This is a genomic window from Pectobacterium polonicum (genome assembly GCF_005497185.1).
GTDB classification, from domain to species: domain Bacteria; phylum Pseudomonadota; class Gammaproteobacteria; order Enterobacterales; family Enterobacteriaceae; genus Pectobacterium; species Pectobacterium polonicum.
The window spans coordinates 136,904-157,586 of the sequence record NZ_RJTN01000004.1; the positions used below are offsets into that span (position 1 = coordinate 136,904).

At 49.1% G+C, this 20,683-nt stretch carries 16 protein-coding genes, 1 tRNA gene and 1 pseudogene; 7 read left to right on the forward strand and 11 right to left on the reverse strand.

The features are described from left to right. Window position 1: 1 nt before the first annotated feature. From gspE to EDI29_RS06820, 5 genes are all read right to left on the reverse strand, one after another. A complete protein-coding gene (gspE, locus tag EDI29_RS06800; protein ID WP_137740277.1) occupies window positions 2-1,498 on the reverse strand; it encodes a type II secretion system ATPase GspE in 1,497 nt (498 codons plus the stop codon). Beyond that, entirely contained in the window at window positions 1,495-3,447 is a 1,953-nt protein-coding gene (gspD, locus tag EDI29_RS06805) for a type II secretion system secretin GspD (protein ID WP_167494486.1), read from the reverse strand. The genes gspE and gspD overlap by 4 nt, the downstream gene beginning before the upstream one ends. A gap of 88 nt (window positions 3,448-3,535) precedes the next feature. After that, a complete protein-coding gene (gene gspC / locus EDI29_RS06810; RefSeq protein ID WP_137740279.1) occupies window positions 3,536-4,399 on the reverse strand; it encodes a type II secretion system protein GspC in 864 nt (287 codons plus the stop codon). Window positions 4,400-4,449: 50 nt separating this feature from the next. Next, the gene (locus tag EDI29_RS06815; protein WP_137740280.1) at window positions 4,450-6,429 is read right to left on the reverse strand and encodes a glycosyl hydrolase family 28 protein; all 1,980 of its coding nucleotides are present in this window, start codon (window positions 6,427-6,429) and stop codon (window positions 4,450-4,452) included. A gap of 136 nt (window positions 6,430-6,565) precedes the next feature. Beyond that, window positions 6,566-8,134 carry a pectate lyase family protein gene (locus EDI29_RS06820; protein ID WP_137740281.1) on the reverse strand — a complete coding sequence of 523 codons (1,569 nt, stop codon included), beginning with the start codon at window positions 8,132-8,134 and terminating at the stop codon, window positions 6,566-6,568. A 523-nt stretch (window positions 8,135-8,657) separates the two neighbouring features. Here EDI29_RS06820 and gspB point away from each other — a divergent pair. Next, window positions 8,658-9,209, forward strand: a complete 552-nt coding sequence (gene gspB, locus EDI29_RS06825; RefSeq protein WP_137740282.1) for a type II secretion system assembly factor GspB — start codon at window positions 8,658-8,660, stop codon at window positions 9,207-9,209. On the opposite strand, the gene gspS is transcribed toward gspB, so the two are convergent. Both gspS and alaC read right to left on the reverse strand, forming a co-directional pair. Further along, window positions 9,206-9,619, reverse strand: a complete 414-nt coding sequence (gene gspS / locus EDI29_RS06830) for a type II secretion system pilot lipoprotein GspS (protein WP_137740283.1) — start codon at window positions 9,617-9,619, stop codon at window positions 9,206-9,208. The two genes, gspB and gspS, sit on opposite strands and share 4 nt — an antisense overlap. Window positions 9,620-9,727: 108 nt before the next feature. Next, entirely contained in the window at window positions 9,728-10,969 is a 1,242-nt protein-coding gene (gene alaC / locus EDI29_RS06835) for an alanine transaminase (protein ID WP_137740284.1), read from the reverse strand. Window positions 10,970-11,336: 367 nt separating this feature from the next. On the opposite strand from alaC, the gene dgcA reads away from it, so the two are divergent. Together dgcA and EDI29_RS06845 are read left to right on the forward strand one after the other, a co-directional pair. After that, the gene (gene dgcA, locus EDI29_RS06840; RefSeq protein WP_137740285.1) at window positions 11,337-12,317 is read left to right on the forward strand and encodes an N-acetyl-D-Glu racemase DgcA; all 981 of its coding nucleotides are present in this window, start codon (window positions 11,337-11,339) and stop codon (window positions 12,315-12,317) included. Between the two features lie 42 nt (window positions 12,318-12,359). Beyond that, complete coding sequence (locus tag EDI29_RS06845) at window positions 12,360-13,220, forward strand: D-amino-acid transaminase (protein WP_137740286.1); 861 nt, start codon at window positions 12,360-12,362, stop codon at window positions 13,218-13,220. A gap of 76 nt (window positions 13,221-13,296) precedes the next feature. On the opposite strand, the gene EDI29_RS06850 is transcribed toward EDI29_RS06845, so the two are convergent. Continuing rightward, on the reverse strand, window positions 13,297-15,750 hold the full coding sequence (locus EDI29_RS06850; RefSeq protein ID WP_137740287.1) for a DUF3772 domain-containing protein: 2,454 nt from the start codon (window positions 15,748-15,750) through the stop codon (window positions 13,297-13,299). A gap of 397 nt (window positions 15,751-16,147) precedes the next feature. Between EDI29_RS06850 and EDI29_RS06855 the strand changes: the two genes are divergently transcribed. Together EDI29_RS06855 and EDI29_RS22950 are read left to right on the forward strand one after the other, a co-directional pair. Beyond that, window positions 16,148-16,224 (forward strand) — tRNA-Arg (locus EDI29_RS06855). Window positions 16,225-16,416: 192 nt separating this feature from the next. Then, window positions 16,417-16,529 (forward strand): annotated as a pseudogene (locus EDI29_RS22950) (phage integrase central domain-containing protein); the annotation flags it as partial. A 90-nt stretch (window positions 16,530-16,619) separates the two neighbouring features. Here EDI29_RS22950 and EDI29_RS06865 read toward each other — a convergent pair. Further along, on the reverse strand, window positions 16,620-16,922 hold the full coding sequence (locus tag EDI29_RS06865; RefSeq protein WP_137740288.1) for a hypothetical protein: 303 nt from the start codon (window positions 16,920-16,922) through the stop codon (window positions 16,620-16,622). A gap of 427 nt (window positions 16,923-17,349) precedes the next feature. Next, on the reverse strand, window positions 17,350-17,748 hold the full coding sequence (locus EDI29_RS06870; protein ID WP_137740417.1) for an NUDIX hydrolase: 399 nt from the start codon (window positions 17,746-17,748) through the stop codon (window positions 17,350-17,352). Between the two features lie 563 nt (window positions 17,749-18,311). Here EDI29_RS06870 and EDI29_RS06875 point away from each other — a divergent pair. Next, window positions 18,312-19,289, forward strand: a complete 978-nt coding sequence (locus tag EDI29_RS06875; protein ID WP_137740289.1) for a DUF1852 domain-containing protein — start codon at window positions 18,312-18,314, stop codon at window positions 19,287-19,289. Between the two features lie 27 nt (window positions 19,290-19,316). Beyond that, entirely contained in the window at window positions 19,317-20,348 is a 1,032-nt protein-coding gene (locus EDI29_RS06880) for a methionine synthase (protein WP_137740290.1), read from the forward strand. 106 nt (window positions 20,349-20,454) lie between these two features. Here the strand turns inward: EDI29_RS06880 and EDI29_RS06885 are convergent, their stop codons facing one another. Then, window positions 20,455-20,676: an acyl carrier protein gene (locus EDI29_RS06885; RefSeq protein WP_005970017.1), complete on the reverse strand. Its 222-nt coding sequence runs from the start codon at window positions 20,674-20,676 to the stop codon at window positions 20,455-20,457. Between the last annotated feature and the right edge of the window lie 7 nt (window positions 20,677-20,683).

The following is a 20,683-nucleotide window of genomic DNA, read 5'->3' on the forward strand; positions in this document are numbered from 1 at the left end:
GTCATTCCTCTTTGGTTACGCGGATCACTTCTTCCCAGGTCGTAAGCCCCGTCAGTACCTTCTCTAACCCGTCCTGACGGATCGTCGTTCGGCTCTCTCCCAGAATCTGCGCAATCGCCATTTCACCGTCACGACGATGGATCGCAGCACGGACGTCATCATTGATGAGAACCAATTCATGAATACCGATACGTCCCCGATAGCCGGTAAAGCTACACTGCGGACAACCAACGGGGCCGTGCAGCAGCGTATCCGATGCGATTCCCATCTGTTTTGCCTGAACCGGATCGACAGGCTGCGGCTGGCTACAGTCAGGACACAGCGTTCTGACCAGACGCTGTGCGAGTACGCCCAGTAGAGAAGTTGATAGCAGGAAAGGTTCTACGCCCATATCCTGCAAACGGGACAGCGCGCCCAGCGCACTATTGGTATGCAGTGTGGATAACACAAGGTGACCCGTCAGCGATGCCTGTACGGCAATTTGTGCCGTTTCCCCATCACGAATTTCCCCCACCAGCACAACGTCCGGGTCCTGGCGCAGAATGGCACGCAGTCCGCGGGCAAACGTCATATCGACCTTGGTGTTGACCTGCGTTTGCCCGATGCCTTCCAGCTCATATTCGATGGGATCTTCCACCGTCATGATGTTACGTTCCGAAGCATTCAGGCGACTAAGCGCAGCATAAAGCGTGGTACTTTTCCCCGACCCAGTCGGACCGGTGACCAGAATAATGCCGTGTGGACGATGGATTAGGCTGTCAAGCAGTTGTCGATTGCGGTCCGACATGCCCAACAATTCAAGATCGAGCTTAACGCTGTTTTTATCCAACAAACGCAGCACAACACGCTCACCGTAATTCGACGGTAGCGTGGAGACACGGACATCAACCGCCCGTCCTCCGACCCGCAGCGCCATGCGACCATCCTGCGGGATACGTTTTTCAGCAATATCCAGCTTTGCCATGACTTTGATACGCGACACCAGCAGCGAAGCTAGCTTACGCTGTGGGCGCAGAATCTCACGCAGCACGCCATCAACGCGGAAGCGGATCAGCAAATAGCGCTCATAGGTTTCGATATGAATATCCGACGCTTTATTTTTAATCGCTTCGGTCAGCATCGCGTTAATGAGGCGGATAATCGGCGCATCGTCATCAGCATCGAGCAGATCGTCGCTATCTGGCAGTTCTTCCACCAGCGTATAGAAGTCCATCTCGTTGCCGATGTCCTCCATCATACGGCGCGCTTCTTCCGAGTCGCGCTGATAGCTAATGACCAATTGCCGCTCGAATTCTTCGTCCGTGACCCGCTCAATCCTGAGCGAGCATCCTGCCACCCGACGCGCCTCCAACAACGCAGCCGCTGGCGTCTGCGCGACACAAATCGTTCGAAGGCTCGCGTCATTATCCCCCTGTAACAGCAGGATTTGCTGCGACCGTGCATAGGCGAAAGGCAATAGGGGGCGTAATTCTATAATCTGGGAGGCAGCGTCACTCATTTCCCGCCCGCCGGGTAAAATGCCACGATAGAGGACTGAACCTGACGGAACGTATAGGCATTTCCGCCTTCCGGCAAGCGCAGTAAATCGTTACTCAAAAGCCCCCCTTCGCCACGGCTCACGTCCCGCTGTTTATCTTCTTCAGCATTGAACGAATGATATTTACTGGCAGAAGCGCTCTGGTATTGGCTACGATCGCGAATAATAGAAGGACGGATAAACAGCATCAGATTACGCTTTTTCGTTTCCTGACTGTTTGAACGGAACAAATGCCCCAGAACGGGAATATCTCCCAACAGGGGCACTTTACTGGCAGACTCATTCGTACTTTTATCCAACAAGCCGCCCACCACCACGGTTTCGCCGCTGCTGACCAGCACCGCGTTATTAACGGTACGCGTATTGAATGTTGCACCGAGGTTGGTGCTGCTGCTGGAGGCCGCATCCGCTACGCTGGAGACTTCCTGTTCAATTTCCAGTAGAACAGAATCGCCTTCGTTAATTTGAGGCTTCACCTTCAGTTTAATACCGACCGTTTTACGTTCCACCGTTTGGAAAACGTTGTCACCGGATGTCGTTTGCGACCCCGCCAACACGGGCACTTCCTGACCGACGTTAAACGTTGCTTCCATATTGTCCAGCGTCACAATACTAGGCGTTGCCAGAATATCGTTCTTGCTGTTGCTGGACAGCGCCGTCATCAGCATGCCCCAGTTACCCTGATAGAAACCGGCAGCAATTCCGTTGAAACCGCCCAGTGCCGTTGTCGCTGCCGTACCAAGCGTTCCATCACGCCGGAACTGGTCCGCTCCTGCCATCATTGTCGTGATCGGTAGACCGGTGTTCGTGAACTGCGTCACCCCGGCATTCTTATTGGCCCATTGCACACCGAGATTCATCCCATCGGCATCTTGTACTTCCGCGATGATCGCTTCGACCAATACCTGTGGGCGACGGATATCCAACTGCGCAATCACCTGCTCCAGATCGCGCATGATGTCAGGCGCTGCATTCACAATCAGCGAGTTGGTTTGCTCATGCGCTTTAATCGAAATATCTTTGCGCAGCGCAGGCAGCGCATTTTGTTGGTCGGTTTGGATACTGTCGCCTACGCCCGTGAGCACTTCAACCAGATCGGCGGCTTTGGCGTATTTGAGATAGATGACCTTGGTGTTGCCTTGTACTGCCTGCTGGCGATCGAGCTGCTTGACCATATCGATAACGCGCTGGCGTGAATTCGGTTCACCACGTACCAGCACTGAGTTGGTTCGTTCATCGGCCACCACATTCGCGGTCAACATACCTGGCAAGGCGGACTTCTCGTCCATCTTGTTCAGCTCATTCACCATCTTCACCACCTCCGTGGAGGACGCGTAAGACAGTGGAATACTGGTAACATTCCGATCGCCCGTCTGATCAACCCGTTCGACGATCGTCATCAACCGCTTGATTACCCCCGCGCGCCCAGTCATCAGCAGCACGTTCGACGGCTCGTAATGTACCACGCTCCCAGCACCCGCGTTGTCGTTCAACTGACGTAGCAGCGGCGCCAAATCACGAGCCGCCACATTGTTGACTGGCACCACGCGCGTAACAACTTCATCGCCGATGCCAGGCTGATCATCACTGGCCAGCGGCATCGACGTCGATTTCGCATCCTTTGAGCGAATAATTTTCAATACATTGTTATCCATAGGGATAACAGTAAACCCATAAACATCCAGCACGCTAAGGAAGAACTGGTAATACTGCTCTTCGTTCATCATGTCATAGCTGCGTACAGTAATCGTTCCGCTAACCGACGGATCGATAATAACCGTCTTATTCAGGTTCTTACTGACGGTATTGATAAACTCTTGAATGTCCGTACCTTTAAAACTGGCGGAGAACTCAGCGCTCCACGCTAACGATGACGCCATAAGCAGAACACTCCCGCTGAGCAATAACATGCTCTTGCGGCGTACATGACTAAGCCATTGGTTTTTATGCTTCGAAAAAACCTGACGCTTAAAAAATCCCTGTCCCTTGCTAAACAAATTAGTGGTCTCCATCCAGTGCCAGATATATATCCTGCTGTTGACCATCACGCTCGACGGTCAAATTGAATTTGCTCATCCCTGCCAATTGCGCCATCGCCTGCTGTGCCTGATCCGTATCACGTAAATCCATGCCGTTTAATGACACGGCGAGATCGTTATCCTGCAAGCCTGCGCGGTAGAAAAGATCGGGATTTTTGCCGGGGTTTAACTGATATCCTTTCAGTACGTCTTCTTCCGTGACGGGAGAAATGGTGAGGTAATCCTGCGCCGTAAAGGGGGCTTTTTGAATCTCATCTTTCACCTGGCTAAAAGCGCCAGAAGACGGTGAGGCATCGGCGGTGTTTTCCTCCTGATATAAATGGAGCGCCTCATACCGCCCCTGATACTGGAGCACGACACGATCGGCAGAGATAGTCACAATTCTGGCTTCATAGCCGGGAATGGCATCGCCAACATTACGGCTGTATTGCTGACTATCTTTAGCGATAATGGCAATCGAACGCTTGGCGTCTCCACTCGCCAACACCCCTGTCAGACTGATATTTAACGATGTCAGCGGAATATCACCAGATAATGCGGCGCTGTTAACTGCGGAGGCATCCGCATCGGGAGCATGACCAAACAAGGTAAAATCACCGAGCGTAGCAGGTTTTTCTTTCGCTTGGGCAGGCGTGACCGACACGCCAACAACACGTGAATCTTCAGGTAGGAGAAAGCGCCAGGTCAGTACGGCCAACTGCTGGCAAATCAGCAGTAAAATCAGCCCCAACACAATACGTCGGATCAGCGGCGCGGGCAGTGACCGAACAGAGGCAACCAGCGAATTAAAAGACGGTTCTTTGAAAGCTTGCAATCGTGCCATAGCATAATCATCCATAATACTCCCCACGCCAGCGGCGTGGGGAAAATGCCTTATTCCGTTGCGGCGTCCCGGGTGATGGTTTCATCACCGCGGGTCGTCAGCGCGGCATTATTATTTACACGGTCTTCGAGCCTGATATTTTCAATATGACCGAAATTCCAGGCTCCCGGTACATTCTCAAAAGTGACATTTTTAAAGTCACTGTTCTTCAGGAACGTAATATCCGTGACTTTTACACTTCTGAATTTTACATTCTCAAAATGCAAGCCTTGATGATAGGCATCACGTCCAAAAGAGAACTTATACGCATCAGCCATCTCACCGATGGTCATCCCATCAACCAGAATGCTGTTTTTCTTCGCTGAACCATCAACCGTAACGTTAGATACGGTCACATCGCGGAACTGCGCGGGTTCAGCCGCAGGCTGGGTATCGTTCACGTCCGCTTTATATTTGATAGTGAAAACGAACGGCTCGTTGACAATATCACGCATCGCGTTATTACGGAATACCACGTCACGCGAGCCGCCACCATAATAGGGTCGACTCTTCATACGCAAGCCAACATCCGTCTTATTCATGACGTTATCTTCAGCAACAATTTTTTCAATCCAGGCACCGGTATGGCTACCCGTAACCACCGCGCCGTGTCCGCGGCGGAAGTAGTTATTGAAGATCCAGGCACCGCTCTGCGCTTTTTGCCCCAGCGTCGCCACTTCGGCACCGTACCCCGCCGCAAAGTTTACGCTGTCATCACCTGTATCAAAAAAGTTATTGAATACCATGACATTTTGACTGTTACCGAATTCAATACCATCCGCATTATTCGCATCGTACGTCGTGTGCACCAGCGCATTCATCGCCACATTTTCGGATTCCAGCACCATCACGCCGTGATAAGCCGGGTTCAGAATCGTCAGCCCTTCCAGATACATGTTGCTCACGCCGCGCAGCGTCATCAGGCTGGAGCGTCGGTTTTTGTACGCTTCCTCCAGTGACATCCCTTCATTAACGGCTTTGGCCGTTTGGTCTTTTGCCAGAATACCATCACTGCCAACATTGGTCGCTTTGCTCGCACGGTAGAGCGGCAATTCATTCTTTAATTCATCAATTTCAGTAATGTTTGTATCACTGGCTTTAATGCCGCGCGCCCAACCGTTACCATCAATCGTACCCTGCCCGACGATACGAATATTTTTAAAGGTACCGGCATGGCTACTGCCCCGATCGTCGGCTTCCAGCACGTTGATCAACGAAGGTGGGCGTTTAGGCAATTGAGGTGAAGTGTAAGGGTAGAGATAGTAGCCGCGAGCGAGCGGATAGTCGTCGCCGCTTGCCGACCCCAGCAGCGTAGCGCCTTTTGCAACTTCAAACGTCATGTCGCTATGCAGGAACAGCGCGCCGGTTTTAAACGTCCCCCCTTCAACCACGACTTTACACCCTTTCGGATAGGCGGCTAGCGTACAGTCATCAATCGCTTTCTGAATCGCCAACGTATCGTTTGCTATCCCATCGCCTTTCGCACCGTAGTTAGTCACGTTCAGTGAGACTGGCGTGGCCGTCGTTTTCTGCACGACCGTTTCGCTATCAACGGATTCTTTGCCGTCGTCGTAAAGCGCACGCACCGTGAAGCGGTATTCCGTTTCCGGCGACAGGTTAGCCACCTTGAAATTATGGAAGCTGACGCGAACATGCCAGTTGGCGGTATCGATCGAATTGTAGAAGTTATCGATATAAGGCTTGGCTGGCGAGTGGGTGTTCTGGTTATCAATGGTTCCGCCCAACAAGGTTCCATTCATGTAGACACGATAATCTTTAATGCCTGCGGCAGGTTTAGTCGGTTTTTCCCAAGCCAGCACCACGCTGCTATTATCATAGGCCAGCGTCGGCACCTTAAGATTCTGCGGCGCTGCGGAACGATCGACACCGACATCCGGCGTTGAGTCGCTATCGCTGCATCCAGCAATCAGGCCGCTCAAGACGACTGTCGCGCAGAGTGTAAGACGAGTACGGGGTAAAAAGTAATTCATAGTATTTCCTGTATTTTTACTATTATTTTCCCGATATGTCTCACCCTGTGGCAGATTCATTACCACAGAATGATTGATATTGGGCAGAGAGATTACAGATAACTATTTCAATAAAAATAATGAGCAATGGCGATAGCTACGGGAGGGAGATAGCCAATTTCCCAGAGCCGGCATTTTCCAGAACATATTTCTCAACGGCGGCGATAGATTTCCCAACGCTATAGACATAAGGTGGGCTCCACTCCAATTCATTGGTGCAGGTCTCCAACGCCCATCCCGGTACTGTTTTTCCAGCGCTTGTAGCGGCGGCTTTCTCGGTTTCTTGCAATGCACTACATTTATCCAAGGCAATTTGATTCAGATGACTTGCCGGATTGCCATTGAACCAGGAACCGTTGTCTTTAAATTTACTTCCCTTGTAGGCACCAATAATCAGCTTTTCGTCTGCCGCACCGCCCTGGAAATTAAAAACATTACTTTCGGAAAGAATCGATGAATCGAAGCCCATCCCAATGGCATACAGAATGGGGTAATTTGTATCCGTTGCGCCACGGTAGTAGTTATTAAGTAAATGCACCTGACCAAAGCGCACTCGCGGCGAACGCTGCACGCTGTTGTCCCACAAATTGCCTTCAAAAGTGATCCGATATTCCCCTTTATCACCGTCGCCTGAGCCGATTAATACCGTTTTGTCATGCTGGGAGAAAATGTTGTAGGAAATCGTCAGATAATCGGCGCCATCTTCTATATCCAGTAGGCCATCATGGCGTTGGATATGTTTACCAAACAGCACCGGCTCCTGATAGTCAGGGTGTTCACCGTCTGTAAAGGTACAGTGGTCGACCCAGACATTTTTGCTGGCATTAATCGACACGGAATCATAACGCGCATTCCAGTTGCCTTTATCTCCATCACCCGCATCCCAAGCGGGGGCAAAATCACGCGGTGCCTGAAACGTAATATTACGGATAATGATGTTACTGTTATCCGTTTTGCCAAACGTGTGACTTAACGTATTGAGGGATAAGTAGCCTTCCACCAGTTTCGCATCGCTACCCACACCTAAAATCGTGGTATTCGGCGGAACCTGAAATTGAATCTGTGCTTTCTGGTTGTTGGCATACTGCGAACGCTGACCATTCTGTTTTTTCAACAGGCTAAGTTCTGCACTGGCGGCTAACGCATCAGCTCCACCGGCATCCGCCGTAGCTTTCAGTTGTGCCATATAGTTCTGATCGAACGCTTTAACATATAAATCAAAATCGAACGTCGTTTTATTCGGTTTGGTTTTATAATCCTCAGCATTCGCATAGCGCCCATTTCCTAAATCATCACCACGAATAGTGCCTTGCCAATAGATAATCTTGGGTTCTAACTTTACCTGTAACTCCGCATCGGAGTCGCCGGCAATATAACGAACACTGCGGATGTTATTTAACGCATCTTTTAATTCTTGACGATTGGTAACGACATAAATGCTATTTTCATGTGCGCCCTCACCTCCCGTCGTCGCATAAAATTTACCATCCGTGTTCTGATATTGTGCAGCCCAACCAAACGGTGCCGTTTTCACCTGTAAGTCTGGCGGGGTCGTTTCTGCCACTGGTTGCTGACTGTTGTCACACCCAGAAAGTGCTATCCCAGAAAAAGCAATAGCTACCGCACAGGCACGTAAACGACCCGTTCCAATAACCGCTCTAAACATTTCATCCCTCAGTATTTTTTAATTATTAAAATGGAAATAACACATTCGCAAAAAACCCTGCGATACTAATCACATTCTTTAAAATTTTTTTTATTTGTAATTTAATGGCAGATTGACGTTTTCCTTATTGATAAAAAAGTAGCGCAACACCTGTAGTAAAAACCACATAGTAACGCGGCTAATTTAACGCTCAGGATGGTTAATCAAATTATTAGGGTTTCTCCGAATTCATTGACCACTAAGCATCAAAAAGAAACATCATGCCTACAATGGTAAAACATGATTTCATTAAAGCAAATCCGCACTTTTTTTTTGCGACCCGTATCAAGGTTCCATCCGTGATTATTATCATTACAATAGTTTTTAATCAAAATGGAGGAGCTGTCACATAACCGAGAGATTCGATTTTTAGTTCTTTCTATTTTTTACAAAATAAGGCAGATAGCACCATCCGTTTGCACAACTTTCGTTTATGATGTGATGCTGCTACACGGCCTAAGGATAGATAATTAAGGATTAGCGCATGGACAACGCACCGGACACACAGACACATTCACAACCAGCGCTACTTGCCAAATATCCGATGCCCGGTTATCTGATGGTTGTTTACGCTTTGCTTTTTATCGCGCTAGGCTGGTTCAGCCACCAGCGCTGGGGTAGCCCTACGGCGTCTCCGACAGCCACTTTAGCCGTTCACGCCGCGGCCTTGCCGGCGGTTGAGGGACAAGCACTCGCGGCTACGGAGGTACGTGCTGATACACCAGTGTCCCCTGAGAAAAAGACCACGCTGCCATTACCTGCTATCAGCAATGGCGAAATTCCGCCGCTGACCTACAGCGCACATGTTTATACGTCCGACGAAGCCAAGCGCAGTATCACACTCAACGGCCTACAGTTCCGAGAAGGTGATTCGCCAGTAGAAGGGCTCACCATAGAACAGATCCAGCAAGATATGACGATTTTCAGCGTAGAGGGCGAGGTATTTATTCTGGAAGCACTGGAAGACTGGCCAGGCGGAAAATTCAACGAAAATGAACGTTCCGCCGACGATGAAAGTGGAAGCGTCGCGCCTTAGCCGTGGTTGCGCATGGCATCAATAAACGGTGCCAGCGTACGGTTAAATTCCGAACACTGCGCCTCTTTTGGCGTACTGTCTTTTAATAACCCTTGATACAGACTTTCACTGCGCTGCGGCAAAGCCTGATAGTTCGCAACATTCCAGCCTCTTTGCTTCGCCACAGCTAATGCCACATTGGCAACCGTCGCATCATCGGGAAGATCGCTACGATTACATTTCGATTTAAGATATCGGGTGGCAGCAACCAATGACGACAGCTGATTCAGTTGATCGTTAGGAGAAACGGTTACCGCAGAAGACTGGCCTGCCACCGTTCCTTTGTGGGCAGACGTTCCTGTTTGTTGGCACCCGGCCAGCGTGACGCAAAGCAGCGTTAACGCAGAAAATTTAGACAGAGATAACGACATGACAAACTCATCCTGATTGAGATTAACGGTAGGCATTCTAGCAAATGATAAGCCGCTGTCACGGCATGTTTATGTCGCTCCCAGTCAGACGACTGGGAGCCGAGGATATCAGGCAACAGAGCCTTTTCCTGATGAAGGTTTAGCCGTCGGTAAAATACCATCGGCGCGAAACATCGCCTTAATACCGCGCACCGCCTGCCGAATACGATCCTGATTTTCGATCAAGGCAAACCGGACATGGGTGTCGCCATAATCTCCAAAACCAATTCCAGGTGAAACACACACCTTCGCTTCCGATAGCAGGCGCTTGGCAAACTCCAGCGACCCCAAGTGCGCATAGGCATCAGGAATTTTCGCCCACACGTACATTGACGCTTTCGGTTCATCAACCATCCAACCTGCCTCATGCAGACCGCGCACCAAAACGTTACGGCGCTGGCGATACTGCTCGGCAATATCACGTACACATTGCTGATCGCCTTCCAACGCGGCGATTGCGGCAACCTGCAACGGCGTAAACGTACCGTAATCGTGATAGCTCTTGATCCGTGCTAATGCGTTGACCAGTTCAGGGTTTCCGACCATAAAGCCAATGCGCCAGCCTGCCATGTTATAGCTTTTGGACAGCGTGAAGAACTCTACTGCGATGTCCTTTGCGCCGGGAACCTGCATGATCGACGGTGCCTTCCAGTCGTCATACACAATATCGGCATAGGCCAAATCATGGATCACCAACACATTGTACTGTTTCGCTAACTTAACAACGCGCTCAAAGAAATCCAGTTCGACGCACTGCGCCGTCGGGTTCGACGGGAAGCCAAGAATCATCATTTTCGGCTTCGGAATACTCTCGCGGATCGCACGTTCTAATTCATTAAAGAAATCGACACCCTCCACTAGCGGCACAGAACGCACCTGGGCTCCAGCAATCACCGCACCATAAATGTGAATCGGATAACTTGGGTTCGGCACCAGCACCGTATCACCATGATCCAATGTTGCCAGCATCAGGTGCGCCAACCCCTCTTTGGAACCAATAGTGACGATAGCCTCGCTTTCAGGATCGATATCAACCTCATAGCGTTCGGCATACCAGCGAGAGATCGCACGGCGTAAGCGCGGAATACCTCGGGATGTCGAATAGCCATGGGTATCTTCGCGTTGTGCAACCGTACAAAGTTTTTCCACGATATGAGGAGGCGTTGGGCCGTCAGGGTTACCCATGCTGAAATCAATAATGTCTTCGCCACGACGACGCGCAGCCATTTTTAATTCAGCAGTAATATTAAATACATACGGGGGAAGACGATCGATGCGCGTAAAACGGCGCGGAGAAGTAGAATCAGCCATAACATCCTCAAATTAACGTGAGCGCCCGGACCGTCCGAGCGACGCAGTGCCTGTAAAAGGCACTCTACTCAACATCTTTCGAATCGCACGAAGCCAGTTTTCGTTGACTACCGCTTTCGTTAACCACAAGAGCACATGCGACCTGAAGTGTGATGAGTCTATTCAAGCTATCCCAGATAATTCGCTCTGTCGATACCCGTTCATAAATTTTCTCGGTCTGGAAGTAACCCCCCATTTATTTCTGGCTAAAATCGCGAAAAATAAAGAATACGCGCCGGAAGAAGCATTACACTTTACAACCCGATCAGGCCTTCTAAGCTCGGGACACGAGATGGTTGATTTGAGAGGAGGACTCAAGAGTAAGCCTATGACCGAGATGCGATTTTTCACCGAAAGTTGGCCAATAGAGGGCGCATTTACCATTTCACGCGGCAGCAAGCGTCAGGCCGATGTCGTTGTCGTGGCGCTTCAGTGCAATAACATAACGGGCTATGGCGAGTGCGTCCCCTATTCGCGCTACGGTGAATCTCTGGATAGCGTAATAGCTCAGCTCACGTCACTGAACAGCGACGTTCGTAATGGTTTAGACCGAGAGCACTTGCAAACCATCCTGCCTGCCGGCGCGGCACGCAATGCGCTCGATTGCGCGTTCTGGGATCTGGAGTGCAAACAACATCAGCAGCGCATTTGGCAGCGCCTGAATCTTCCTTTGCCTACCGCACTGGAGACGGCCTATACGCTATCGCTTGATACACCAGATGGTATGCGACACGCCGCAATATGCAATGCCCATCGCCCTCTTCTCAAGTTAAAACTGGCTGACACCGACGATCTGGCCAGAGTGGCAGCCGTCCGCGAAGGAGCCCCATTGGCTCGCCTGATTGTCGATGCCAATGAAGGATGGGATACCGATCGCTATCTGACGCTGGTTCCTGAACTCGCCGCGCTTGGCGTAACGATGATCGAGCAACCTTTCCCGGCAGGTCAGGATGACGTGCTGGCAGATCTACCCCGCCCTATTCCCGTCTGTGCCGATGAGTCCTGTCATGACAGTCAGTCGCTAACCGCTCTGATAGGGCGCTATGACATGATTAACATCAAGCTGGATAAAACCGGTGGACTGACTGAAGCCTTGCGTTTGCGAAAATACGCGCAGGAACAAGGTTTAAAAATCATGGTCGGCTGCATGGTAAGCACATCGCTGTCGATGGCTCCTGCATTTGTCGTAGCGCAGGGTGCCACCGTGGTCGATTTGGATGGTCCGCTGCTCTTACAGCGCGATCGCAATAACGGGTTGCATTATAACGGTAGCGAAATATTACCGCCCAACGCATTATTGTGGGGATAACGTGTATTAACCTGCATTGAGCAACTATTAAGGAGTGTTGTGATGCAACGTCTTGTTTACGTTGATGGACAGTATTTAGAAGAGAATGAAGCGAAAATTTCCGTATTTGACCGTGGCTTCCTGTTTGCCGACGCTGTCTATGAAGTGACTGCGGTAATCGATGGCAAGCTGGTTGATTTTCCCGATCACATCACTCGCCTGCAACGCTCCTGCCGCGAATTATCGCTGACGCTGCCCGTCACCGCTGAGGCGCTCAAAGATATTCACGACGAACTGATCGGCAAAAACGATCTGCAAGAAGGTGCGATCTACTTACAGCTTAGCCGCGGCAATGCTGGCGATCGTGATTTCTATTTCCCTTCTGCGGACGTCAAATCCACGCTGGTTTTATTCACTCAGGCTCGTTCGCTGGTCGGCAACCCTAAGGCAACAACGGGGTTACACATTGTCACCACCGAGGATATCCGCTGGCACCGTCGGGATATCAAAACCGTCAGCCTGCTCGCTGCCAGCCTGGCGAAAGAGTATGCCCACGCCAATAAGGCCGATGACGCCTTCTTTGTCGAAGATGGCTTCATCACCGAAGGCAGCTCTTGCAACTGCTACATCGTCCTGCATGACAACACGGTGGTAACCCGACCGCTTAGCAACGATATTCTGCACGGCATCACACGTCAGTCGCTGCTCAAACTGGCAGAAAAGGATGGTATTACGCTAGAAGAACGCTGTTTTACACCAGAAGAGGCGTATCACGCCAAAGAGATTTTTGTCAGTTCAGCCACTATGCTTGTCCTTCCTGTCGTCATGCTGGATGGAAAAACGATCGGCGATGGCAAGCCAGGTCACATTACTCAACGGCTACGTGACATCTATCTCGATATGATTAAACAGCAGGGAAAATAGCCGCCATTCACGCTTCGTGCGGCATAGATGTTCATCCGTTATCCGTTCAATACCGGATAACGGATAGCTGAGTAGATTATTTATCCTCCCCCGAGATACTATCAGGCAGCGCTAGCCCCGAATTTTCCAGCACCATCTTCTGCGGCACAGCCAGTGGAATGTTTGAGGCACGTAACCGTTTGATAATCGCAAACAACAGGTCGCTTTTCGCTTCCGATACCATTCTCGGGCTACTGACATAGCCCGTCACACTCAACACCATGCCTGTCGGGTTCAGTTGGCTGAATTTCACTGACGGTGCTGGTGATTCCAAAATAGCATCGTGGTTGATATAAGCGTCCAGCAACAGGGTTCGGACTTCTTCAGGATCGATATCCAACGGGAACGTCAGCGCCAGCGTCGCAACCCCAAACGGGTTCCCCATGGTAATATTGCGCACATTCTGTGAGATGAATTGAGAATTCGGCACGATTACCGTCGAACGGTCGCCTAGTTGAATTTCCGTCGCACGCACATTAATCCGACGAATATCGCCCTCAACCCCGCTGATACTCACTGAATCCCCGACTTTCACCGGACGCTCCGTCAATAGAATCAGGCCAGAGATAAAGTTCTTCACTATCTCCTGTAAGCCAAAACCGATACCCACCGACAGCGCGCTGACAATCCACGCCAGCTTGTTCCATTGAATCCCCAATGTCGCTAACGTCAGCAGGATAATCAGGATATAGCCGATGTTGCTGAACAGCGTCACCAGCGACGCCCGGATTCCACGTTCCAGCGTCGTTTTAGGAAGAAACTCGTCTTCCAACCAGCGTTTTGAGGAGCGTAAAACATAAACCCCAACGACCAGAAAGAGCACGGCATTGACCAGATGAGCAGGCACGATGCTCAAGGTTTCCAACCCTTTGCCACCCCAGATTTCAACGGCTTTTTGCACCAACTCCAGAGGTGTAGTCGTGCCAAATGTGCCGTTTAGTAAGGCAACGGCCGCCATCAAGATTAAAAAGACTTTACCGCCAGCCGACAGAAGCAATGTGGCTTGAGCCAGATGCCGATCGTCCAAATTGAGCGAATTTTTCATTCGCTTGCCGCTGGCATTGTTGGGAGAGAAAAGGCTTTCGCAGATATCGGTAATAAACGTTGAGAACAAATACAGGCAGGAGAACACCATGCCAATCCACACCAGTTCGAACGCCAGGAAACGAGCCAGTGAGATATAACCGATGACCAACGACACCAGAATTGAGAATGACGTAGCCAATACCGCAAGATGGATAATGCCAGATAGCGTCGAACGCGCTTCCGGCTGCTCCCCAGAATGTACCATCTGCCGCCGAATCTGATCGCTTTTTAGCGTGATCGTCCCTGCGGTGAAGGCTAAGAACAGTGCAGATAAGCCGTTCACCATAATGGTTGCCGCTACCGATGTCCCTACCGTCGCCGTCACTTGTTCAATAAAGCCGAAGATCAGAATAATACCGGCGGCAACAACAGGAAACGGCTTCATGGCCTTTGCGACTGGGTTAGCAATCGCGGGTAAACGCCACGAAGGGCGTTGATTTGACAGAAATGCTCGCCCCAGTCCAGCAATCATCGAACAGAAGATTGCCTGTCTCACCAACGCATCAAGGAACGACACGACGCGTTCTGTCGCCTCACCATGACGCGTGAACGTAAAATCAATCAAATTCACCGCAATACCGATCGTGACTACGGTTGAAATAACCGATGCTGTGGCTAAAAAACTCCGTCGCAAGCGTCCTTCCGGTAACCAGTGGATTCCCGCCCAGGCCAGATATTTTTCCAGATACCGCCGCCCTGCCGAACTCATAGCCATGGCAATCAGAATCAGGAAAGCAGAACCGTAACGCCAGTCTGGTTCCCAGGCCACCGTAAAGGCGTCACTTAATTGATCCTGAAAGGTGCTCAGGCGACGGACATCTTCAGCCTGCGGAGCCACAAGCGGTGCCCAGAAACGCCCGCCCAGAATACTGCCGGAGTTCAATGCCAACTGTGTTTTCAGTGCGCTACGTCGTAGAGTAACAATTTGCGCCGACAGATTAGCGGCACTGGTGCGTAAAGCCTGAATTTGTTCGATCTGCGCATCCATTTTTGCTTTTTGCGCATTCAGACTGTTGCGCTTACGCGTCACTTCACTGGTTTCATTAAGACTGGAACCAGACTCTGGCGCGGGCCCTAATACATCCAACTGAGCCTGAATTTGAGCACGTAGCGGCGCAACCGCATTAGAAAGCTCGTTGGCGCTATTCACCAATTCCTGTGTCGTGTCATTCAACGCGCCAAATTTGCTGTCGTTATTCGTGCCTGAAACCTGCTGTTTGATGCTATCTAACTGTTTTTGTAGCTTGACCAACTCAGCATCAACATTAATTTTTACTGGAGCCTCAGTCTGAGCGGGCTGTGGGTCTGGATCAGAACCCGCATTCGCCGCCGCTGCATATCCAGCAGGCAGCACTAACATCGTCAATAGACAAATGCGTAAAAATGCGGATGAAAGAATGTTCATAAATCAAAAGGTTCCAAAGTTCGACGAAATAGCGAATTCATCAATAGCCAAGCAACGACCCCAGCATGTGAAAGCTGCCTGCACTCATCCCACGTCCAACAAGTGCGGACATAGTGTACCAACAGCGTAGGGCGCAGAATATGCCTGTTCATAACTTGAAAAGAATTACTGAACGCATCCAGCAGACAAAAATGAAATTTTCATTGCTATGTGTAATTCGTGTGGAGAGGGCTCGCAATTGTGCAAAAAATTCACACCAGCAAAAGCAATATTCATCAAAGTTGTACAGGGATTCACCGTATAACGTAAATCCCGCGCCAATCCGTTGACTCACTGGGGCGTGTGGGTATAATCCAGCGCACTGTTGCAACAAGCAGCGGTCACTTCTTTGCGTAATGCGCCCTTAGCTCAGTTGGATAGAGCAACGGCCTTCTAAGCCGTAGGTCACAGGTTCGAGCCCTGTAGGGCGTACCATTTCGAAGTAAACAGACGTCAACCGACGTCTTTTTTTATGTCTAAAATTCAGTGAATTAGCTATAAATTCGCTGTTTTCAATCAACCAGACTCTACCGACATCTCCGTACATCAAGTAGGATTTGTTGGTATAAGTGATGGTACAAGCCCGTTCAATGAATTCTTATACCAACAGCCAGCATAACTACACCGCGAAAAATCGAAAAACGCGGCGTGCTTGATGAGTGCGTAAAATTAGTCAAGCCTGTAATCAGGTGTTCCGTTACACCATTATCATTCACCGAGCAGAAAATAATCCAGCATCAAGCTATTCGGTGGTAATGCCCCTGCGTGATAACTCCCCTTCTCCACGCAGAGATGCCACACGGTGTGACCGTTTTTCCTTCTTTCCTCGATTATTCAAACCACAACGAAGAAAGCCCTATCACCATCACAATGCCCATAACCACCTGAATCAAGACGATAAAAAATGCAATAACGCCAAGTACTGTAATTTTTCTACGAAGAATAAACGTAATACCGGAAAGTACAGCGCTGAACAGAATTGTTTTAAGCAGGTAAGCTAACGGCACCATTGCTGCGTAGCCTGCCTGTACACCGACCATCCCAATAAGACCAAGAAACAAGCCGCCGCAAAAACCCCATCCCCAGAACGTCATCGGCAAACTTAGTTGCCCAGTTACCAGCTTTTTCAGCACAGTAGCATCCCTTCTATAGTATTAGTGTATTAACAATCATTATCCGCCAGATATTTTGGGCTGCCGCAAACATTAATTCCAGCTAAATACGACTTTCGTGAGGGCAAACCGCGGGAAGTGAGAGAGGCTGATGGAACAGATCTATAGTGCGGATAAATGAGTAAATCCAGAAAAGAATCTCGCCGTGGCTAAAGGATTTTCTGCGCGTCTGGCAGCGTAAACTTATGGCGTTGACGCTGCCATGCATACCGGTCAACTTCGTGCGGAACTGATTGGTTGGTACAAACCTGTCGCGATTCAGAGCGGACTATCAGATTTGATTTTGCCCTAACGGAAAGCGGCTAAAAAGATCGCCAGACGGCGATCAGAAAAGCTGCCGTATTGGCAAATCACGCCCCTGGACAGACTTTCAACGCGTCTCACAAAACTAAGCCCCTATCAGCAGAGGAATCAGATGATTTTCAGTCAGAGGGGCAAGTTTAATATGATTATGCTGGCTCGGTTCAAACCAGATCACTTCCTCAATTTCTGCGGCGGGTTCGAAATCAGTTTTATCTGTCGATATGCGAAAAATGTCAGCATATACCCTATGCCCAGGCTCATTAGCAGCGATATCAGTGAAACTGCCGACCGATACAAGCTCATCAAGTGAAACAATGAAATTGAGCTCCTCTTTCAGCTCACGCACCAACGCCGCTTCTGGTAGCTCTCCCGCTTCAGGTTTTCCTCCAGGCTGCATAAAGTAGTGAGTGCCACGTTTCCTCACTAACAGGCAACGTCCTTTACTATCGGTGATAATCGCCGCTGCAATGTTAATTGTACCTATTGTGCTCACTATCTTTCCCTCCGTATGCGGTTTATATTGCGCCTTAAATGTTTATGTTCAACATCTCACTAAACAACAGGCGGCCATGAACTCAACAAGGACGCTATGATAAGCAATTACGTGTGTTATGTAACTTCTAAGCTTCACACAACACGGCACCAGAAGCGTCCGCTTTCCTTCGCCATTGTGATAACAAACCTTGAGCCCGTTCTAATCGATTAGTGGCAGTGTTTCTCAGGCGACTCAATATCGGCCAAGACACATTTTGATCTCGTTATCGGCAATCTTTTCAGTTAGCCGCTCCTAACCCCATGGATGCCAGCGGTGAATCCGGTAAGACAGGGGCTTCTGCACTGACGTCGATCCTGACCGCACACCTGATCATGAATATAATTCATATTTGATGAAATTAACTCTCTTTCACTCACCCAATGACTCTGGCATAAAATATGCAATATTAACTTATCGACAACATGAAGATAACTGAATAAGAAACAATCAAAGTCATTAAAATCAACAAATTAATTCAGTTTTCACATCAAAATTTAGGATACAAGAACACAATGAACAAAGATTTTACATTTACCATTAAAAGCATTTGTTTCGATGAAAATTATAACCCTTCAGGAAATACGCGCATCACGACCAACTTTGCTAACCTGGCCAGAGGAGAGAAGCGTCAGGAGAACTTACGCAATACGTTAGTGATGATTGACAATCGTTTCAATTCTCTGGCGCATTGGGATAACCCCAAAGGCGATCGTTACTCTGTCGAACTTGAAATCATTTCCGTCGAGATTGATATTGAAGGCAATGGCGACACCTTCCCGGCAATTGAGATATTGAAAACGAATATTGTTGATAAAAAAACAAACGAACGCATTGAAGGCATTGTAGGAAATAACTTTTCTTCTTACGTGCGAGATTATGATTTTAGCGTATTACTGCCAGAACATAATAAGAGTCACCCCGGATTTAGCACGCCAGATAATTTTGGCGATCTGCATGGGAAATTATTTAAATGTTTCACAAATTCAATTTATTACAAAAATAACTTTAATAAACAACCCGTTATATGCTTGAGCGTTTCAAGTAAAAACACCTATCATCGGACGGGGAATCAGCATCCTGTATTAGGCATCGAATACCAGCAAAATGAGTCTTCCTTGACCGATCATTATTTCGAAAAAATGGGATTACAGGCTCGCTACTTTATGCCTGCAAATAGTGTCGCACCTTTAGCGTTTTATTTTTCTGGTGATTTACTGAGCGATTACACGAATCTTGAGCTTATCAGTACCATCAGCACGATGGAGACTTTCCAAAAGATTTATCGACCTGAGATTTACAATGCTAACTCGGCAGCAGGGCAATACTATCAACCCAATCTGAACCATCAGGATCATTCATTAACAAAAATTGTTTATGATCGGGTAGAGCGTAGTCAGTTGGCGATTGAGCAAGGAAAGTTTACTGAAGAGCAATTCATCAAACCCTACAAGAATATTCTTGAACAATGGTCTGCTCACTACGCGCTTTGATTCACTAAAACGATAAGGTCACCTGTTATGAAAAGATTGCTCCCCACGTCAACTGCTGGCAGTTTGCCCAAACCGTCCTGGCTCGCAGAGCCTGAGAAACTGTGGTCCCCCTGGAAATTACAAAACGAAGAGTTAATTGACGGGAAAAAAGACGCTCTGAGTTTATCGCTGTTTGATCAACTGCGCGCAGGTATTGATATTGTCAGCGATGGCGAACAAACGCGCCAACACTTTGTTACAACGTTCATTGAGCACCTTAGCGGCGTGGACTTTGAGAAGCGTGAAGTCGTTAAAATTCGTAATCGCTATGACGCGAGCGTACCGACTGTTGTCGGTGCGGTGGCGCGTCAAAAACCCGTTTTTGTTGAAGATGCCAAATTCTTACGTCAGCTCACCAAGCAACCAATTAAATGGGCTCTGCCGGGGCCGATGACGATGATCGATACGCTGTATGATAACCACTATAAAAGCCGCGAAAAACTGGCCTGGGAATTCGCCAAAATTCTCAATCAGGAAGCCAAAGAATTAGAAGCAGCGGGTGTGGATATTATTCAGTTTGATGAACCAGCCTTTAATGTCTTTTTTGAAGAAGTGAATGATTGGGGTATCGCCGCGTTAGAAAGAGCGATTGAAGGGCTGAAATGTGAGACGGCGGTACACATTTGCTACGGGTATGGCATCAAAGCCAATACCGATTGGAAAAAGACGCTGGGATCAGAGTGGCGACAATATGAAGAAGCGTTTCCTAAACTGCAAACGTCCAATATCGATATCATCTCGCTGGAATGCCACAACTCGCGTGTTCCCATGGATCTGCTTGAACTGATTCGCGGTAAAAAAGTGATGGTTGGAGCCATTGACGTGGCAACCAATGCCGTCGAGACACCGGAAGACGTCGCCAATACGCTACGCAAAGCACTTCAGTTTGTCGATGCCGACAAGCTCTACCCTTCAACCAACTGTGGTATGGCTCCTTTATCTCGTCGGGTAGCTACAGGCAAGCTCAATGCGTTAAGTGCAGGCGCAGAAATCATTCGAAGAGAACTTTCGGCTAAGTAACGCTATAGACACGTCTCTCGTGTCAGCATCCCTGTCAGATAAAAAAAGACCCCGGATAAATCTATCCAGGGTCTTTATATAGTGAGAAACCGTCGCCGCTTAAGGATTAGCCGCGGTTCTCTTCAATGTAGCGAGCCAATTCTGCTGGGGTCTTCAGAACGGTAGCGACTTCGGTTGGTGGGATCACGCAGCCGTAAACGTCCTGCACTTCCAGCACCAGATCGACCGCCAAAATCGAGTCGAGAATATCAGACTCAATCAGTTCATCGTTAAAGCCCACTTTACGGGATAAGATCTTTTCAAACAGCGCGAGTATTTCTTGTTCCATGATTTTT

What these genes read in the sequence shown, in the direction of transcription:
- EDI29_RS06885 (WP_005970017.1), bottom strand. Translation starts at nt 20,676, where the DNA reads ATGGAACAAGAAATACTCGCGCTGTTTGAAAAGATCTTATCCCGTAAA.
- gspS (WP_137740283.1), bottom strand. Translation starts at nt 9,619, where the DNA reads ATGTCGTTATCTCTGTCTAAATTTTCTGCGTTAACGCTGCTTTGCGTC.
- EDI29_RS06875 (WP_137740289.1), top strand. Translation starts at nt 18,312, where the DNA reads ATGAACAAAGATTTTACATTTACCATTAAAAGCATTTGTTTCGATGAA.
- gspD (WP_167494486.1), bottom strand. Translation starts at nt 3,447, where the DNA reads ATGTTATTGCTCAGCGGGAGTGTTCTGCTTATGGCGTCATCGTTAGCG.
- gspB (WP_137740282.1), top strand. Translation starts at nt 8,658, where the DNA reads ATGGACAACGCACCGGACACACAGACACATTCACAACCAGCGCTACTT.
- EDI29_RS06820 (WP_137740281.1), bottom strand. Translation starts at nt 8,134, where the DNA reads ATGTTTAGAGCGGTTATTGGAACGGGTCGTTTACGTGCCTGTGCGGTA.
- alaC (WP_137740284.1), bottom strand. Translation starts at nt 10,969, where the DNA reads ATGGCTGATTCTACTTCTCCGCGCCGTTTTACGCGCATCGATCGTCTT.
- gspC (WP_137740279.1), bottom strand. Translation starts at nt 4,399, where the DNA reads ATGGCACGATTGCAAGCTTTCAAAGAACCGTCTTTTAATTCGCTGGTT.
- gspE (WP_137740277.1), bottom strand. Translation starts at nt 1,498, where the DNA reads ATGAGTGACGCTGCCTCCCAGATTATAGAATTACGCCCCCTATTGCCT.
- EDI29_RS06850 (WP_137740287.1), bottom strand. Translation starts at nt 15,750, where the DNA reads ATGAACATTCTTTCATCCGCATTTTTACGCATTTGTCTATTGACGATG.
- EDI29_RS06815 (WP_137740280.1), bottom strand. Translation starts at nt 6,429, where the DNA reads ATGAATTACTTTTTACCCCGTACTCGTCTTACACTCTGCGCGACAGTC.
- EDI29_RS06845 (WP_137740286.1), top strand. Translation starts at nt 12,360, where the DNA reads ATGCAACGTCTTGTTTACGTTGATGGACAGTATTTAGAAGAGAATGAA.
- EDI29_RS06880 (WP_137740290.1), top strand. Translation starts at nt 19,317, where the DNA reads ATGAAAAGATTGCTCCCCACGTCAACTGCTGGCAGTTTGCCCAAACCG.
- dgcA (WP_137740285.1), top strand. Translation starts at nt 11,337, where the DNA reads ATGACCGAGATGCGATTTTTCACCGAAAGTTGGCCAATAGAGGGCGCA.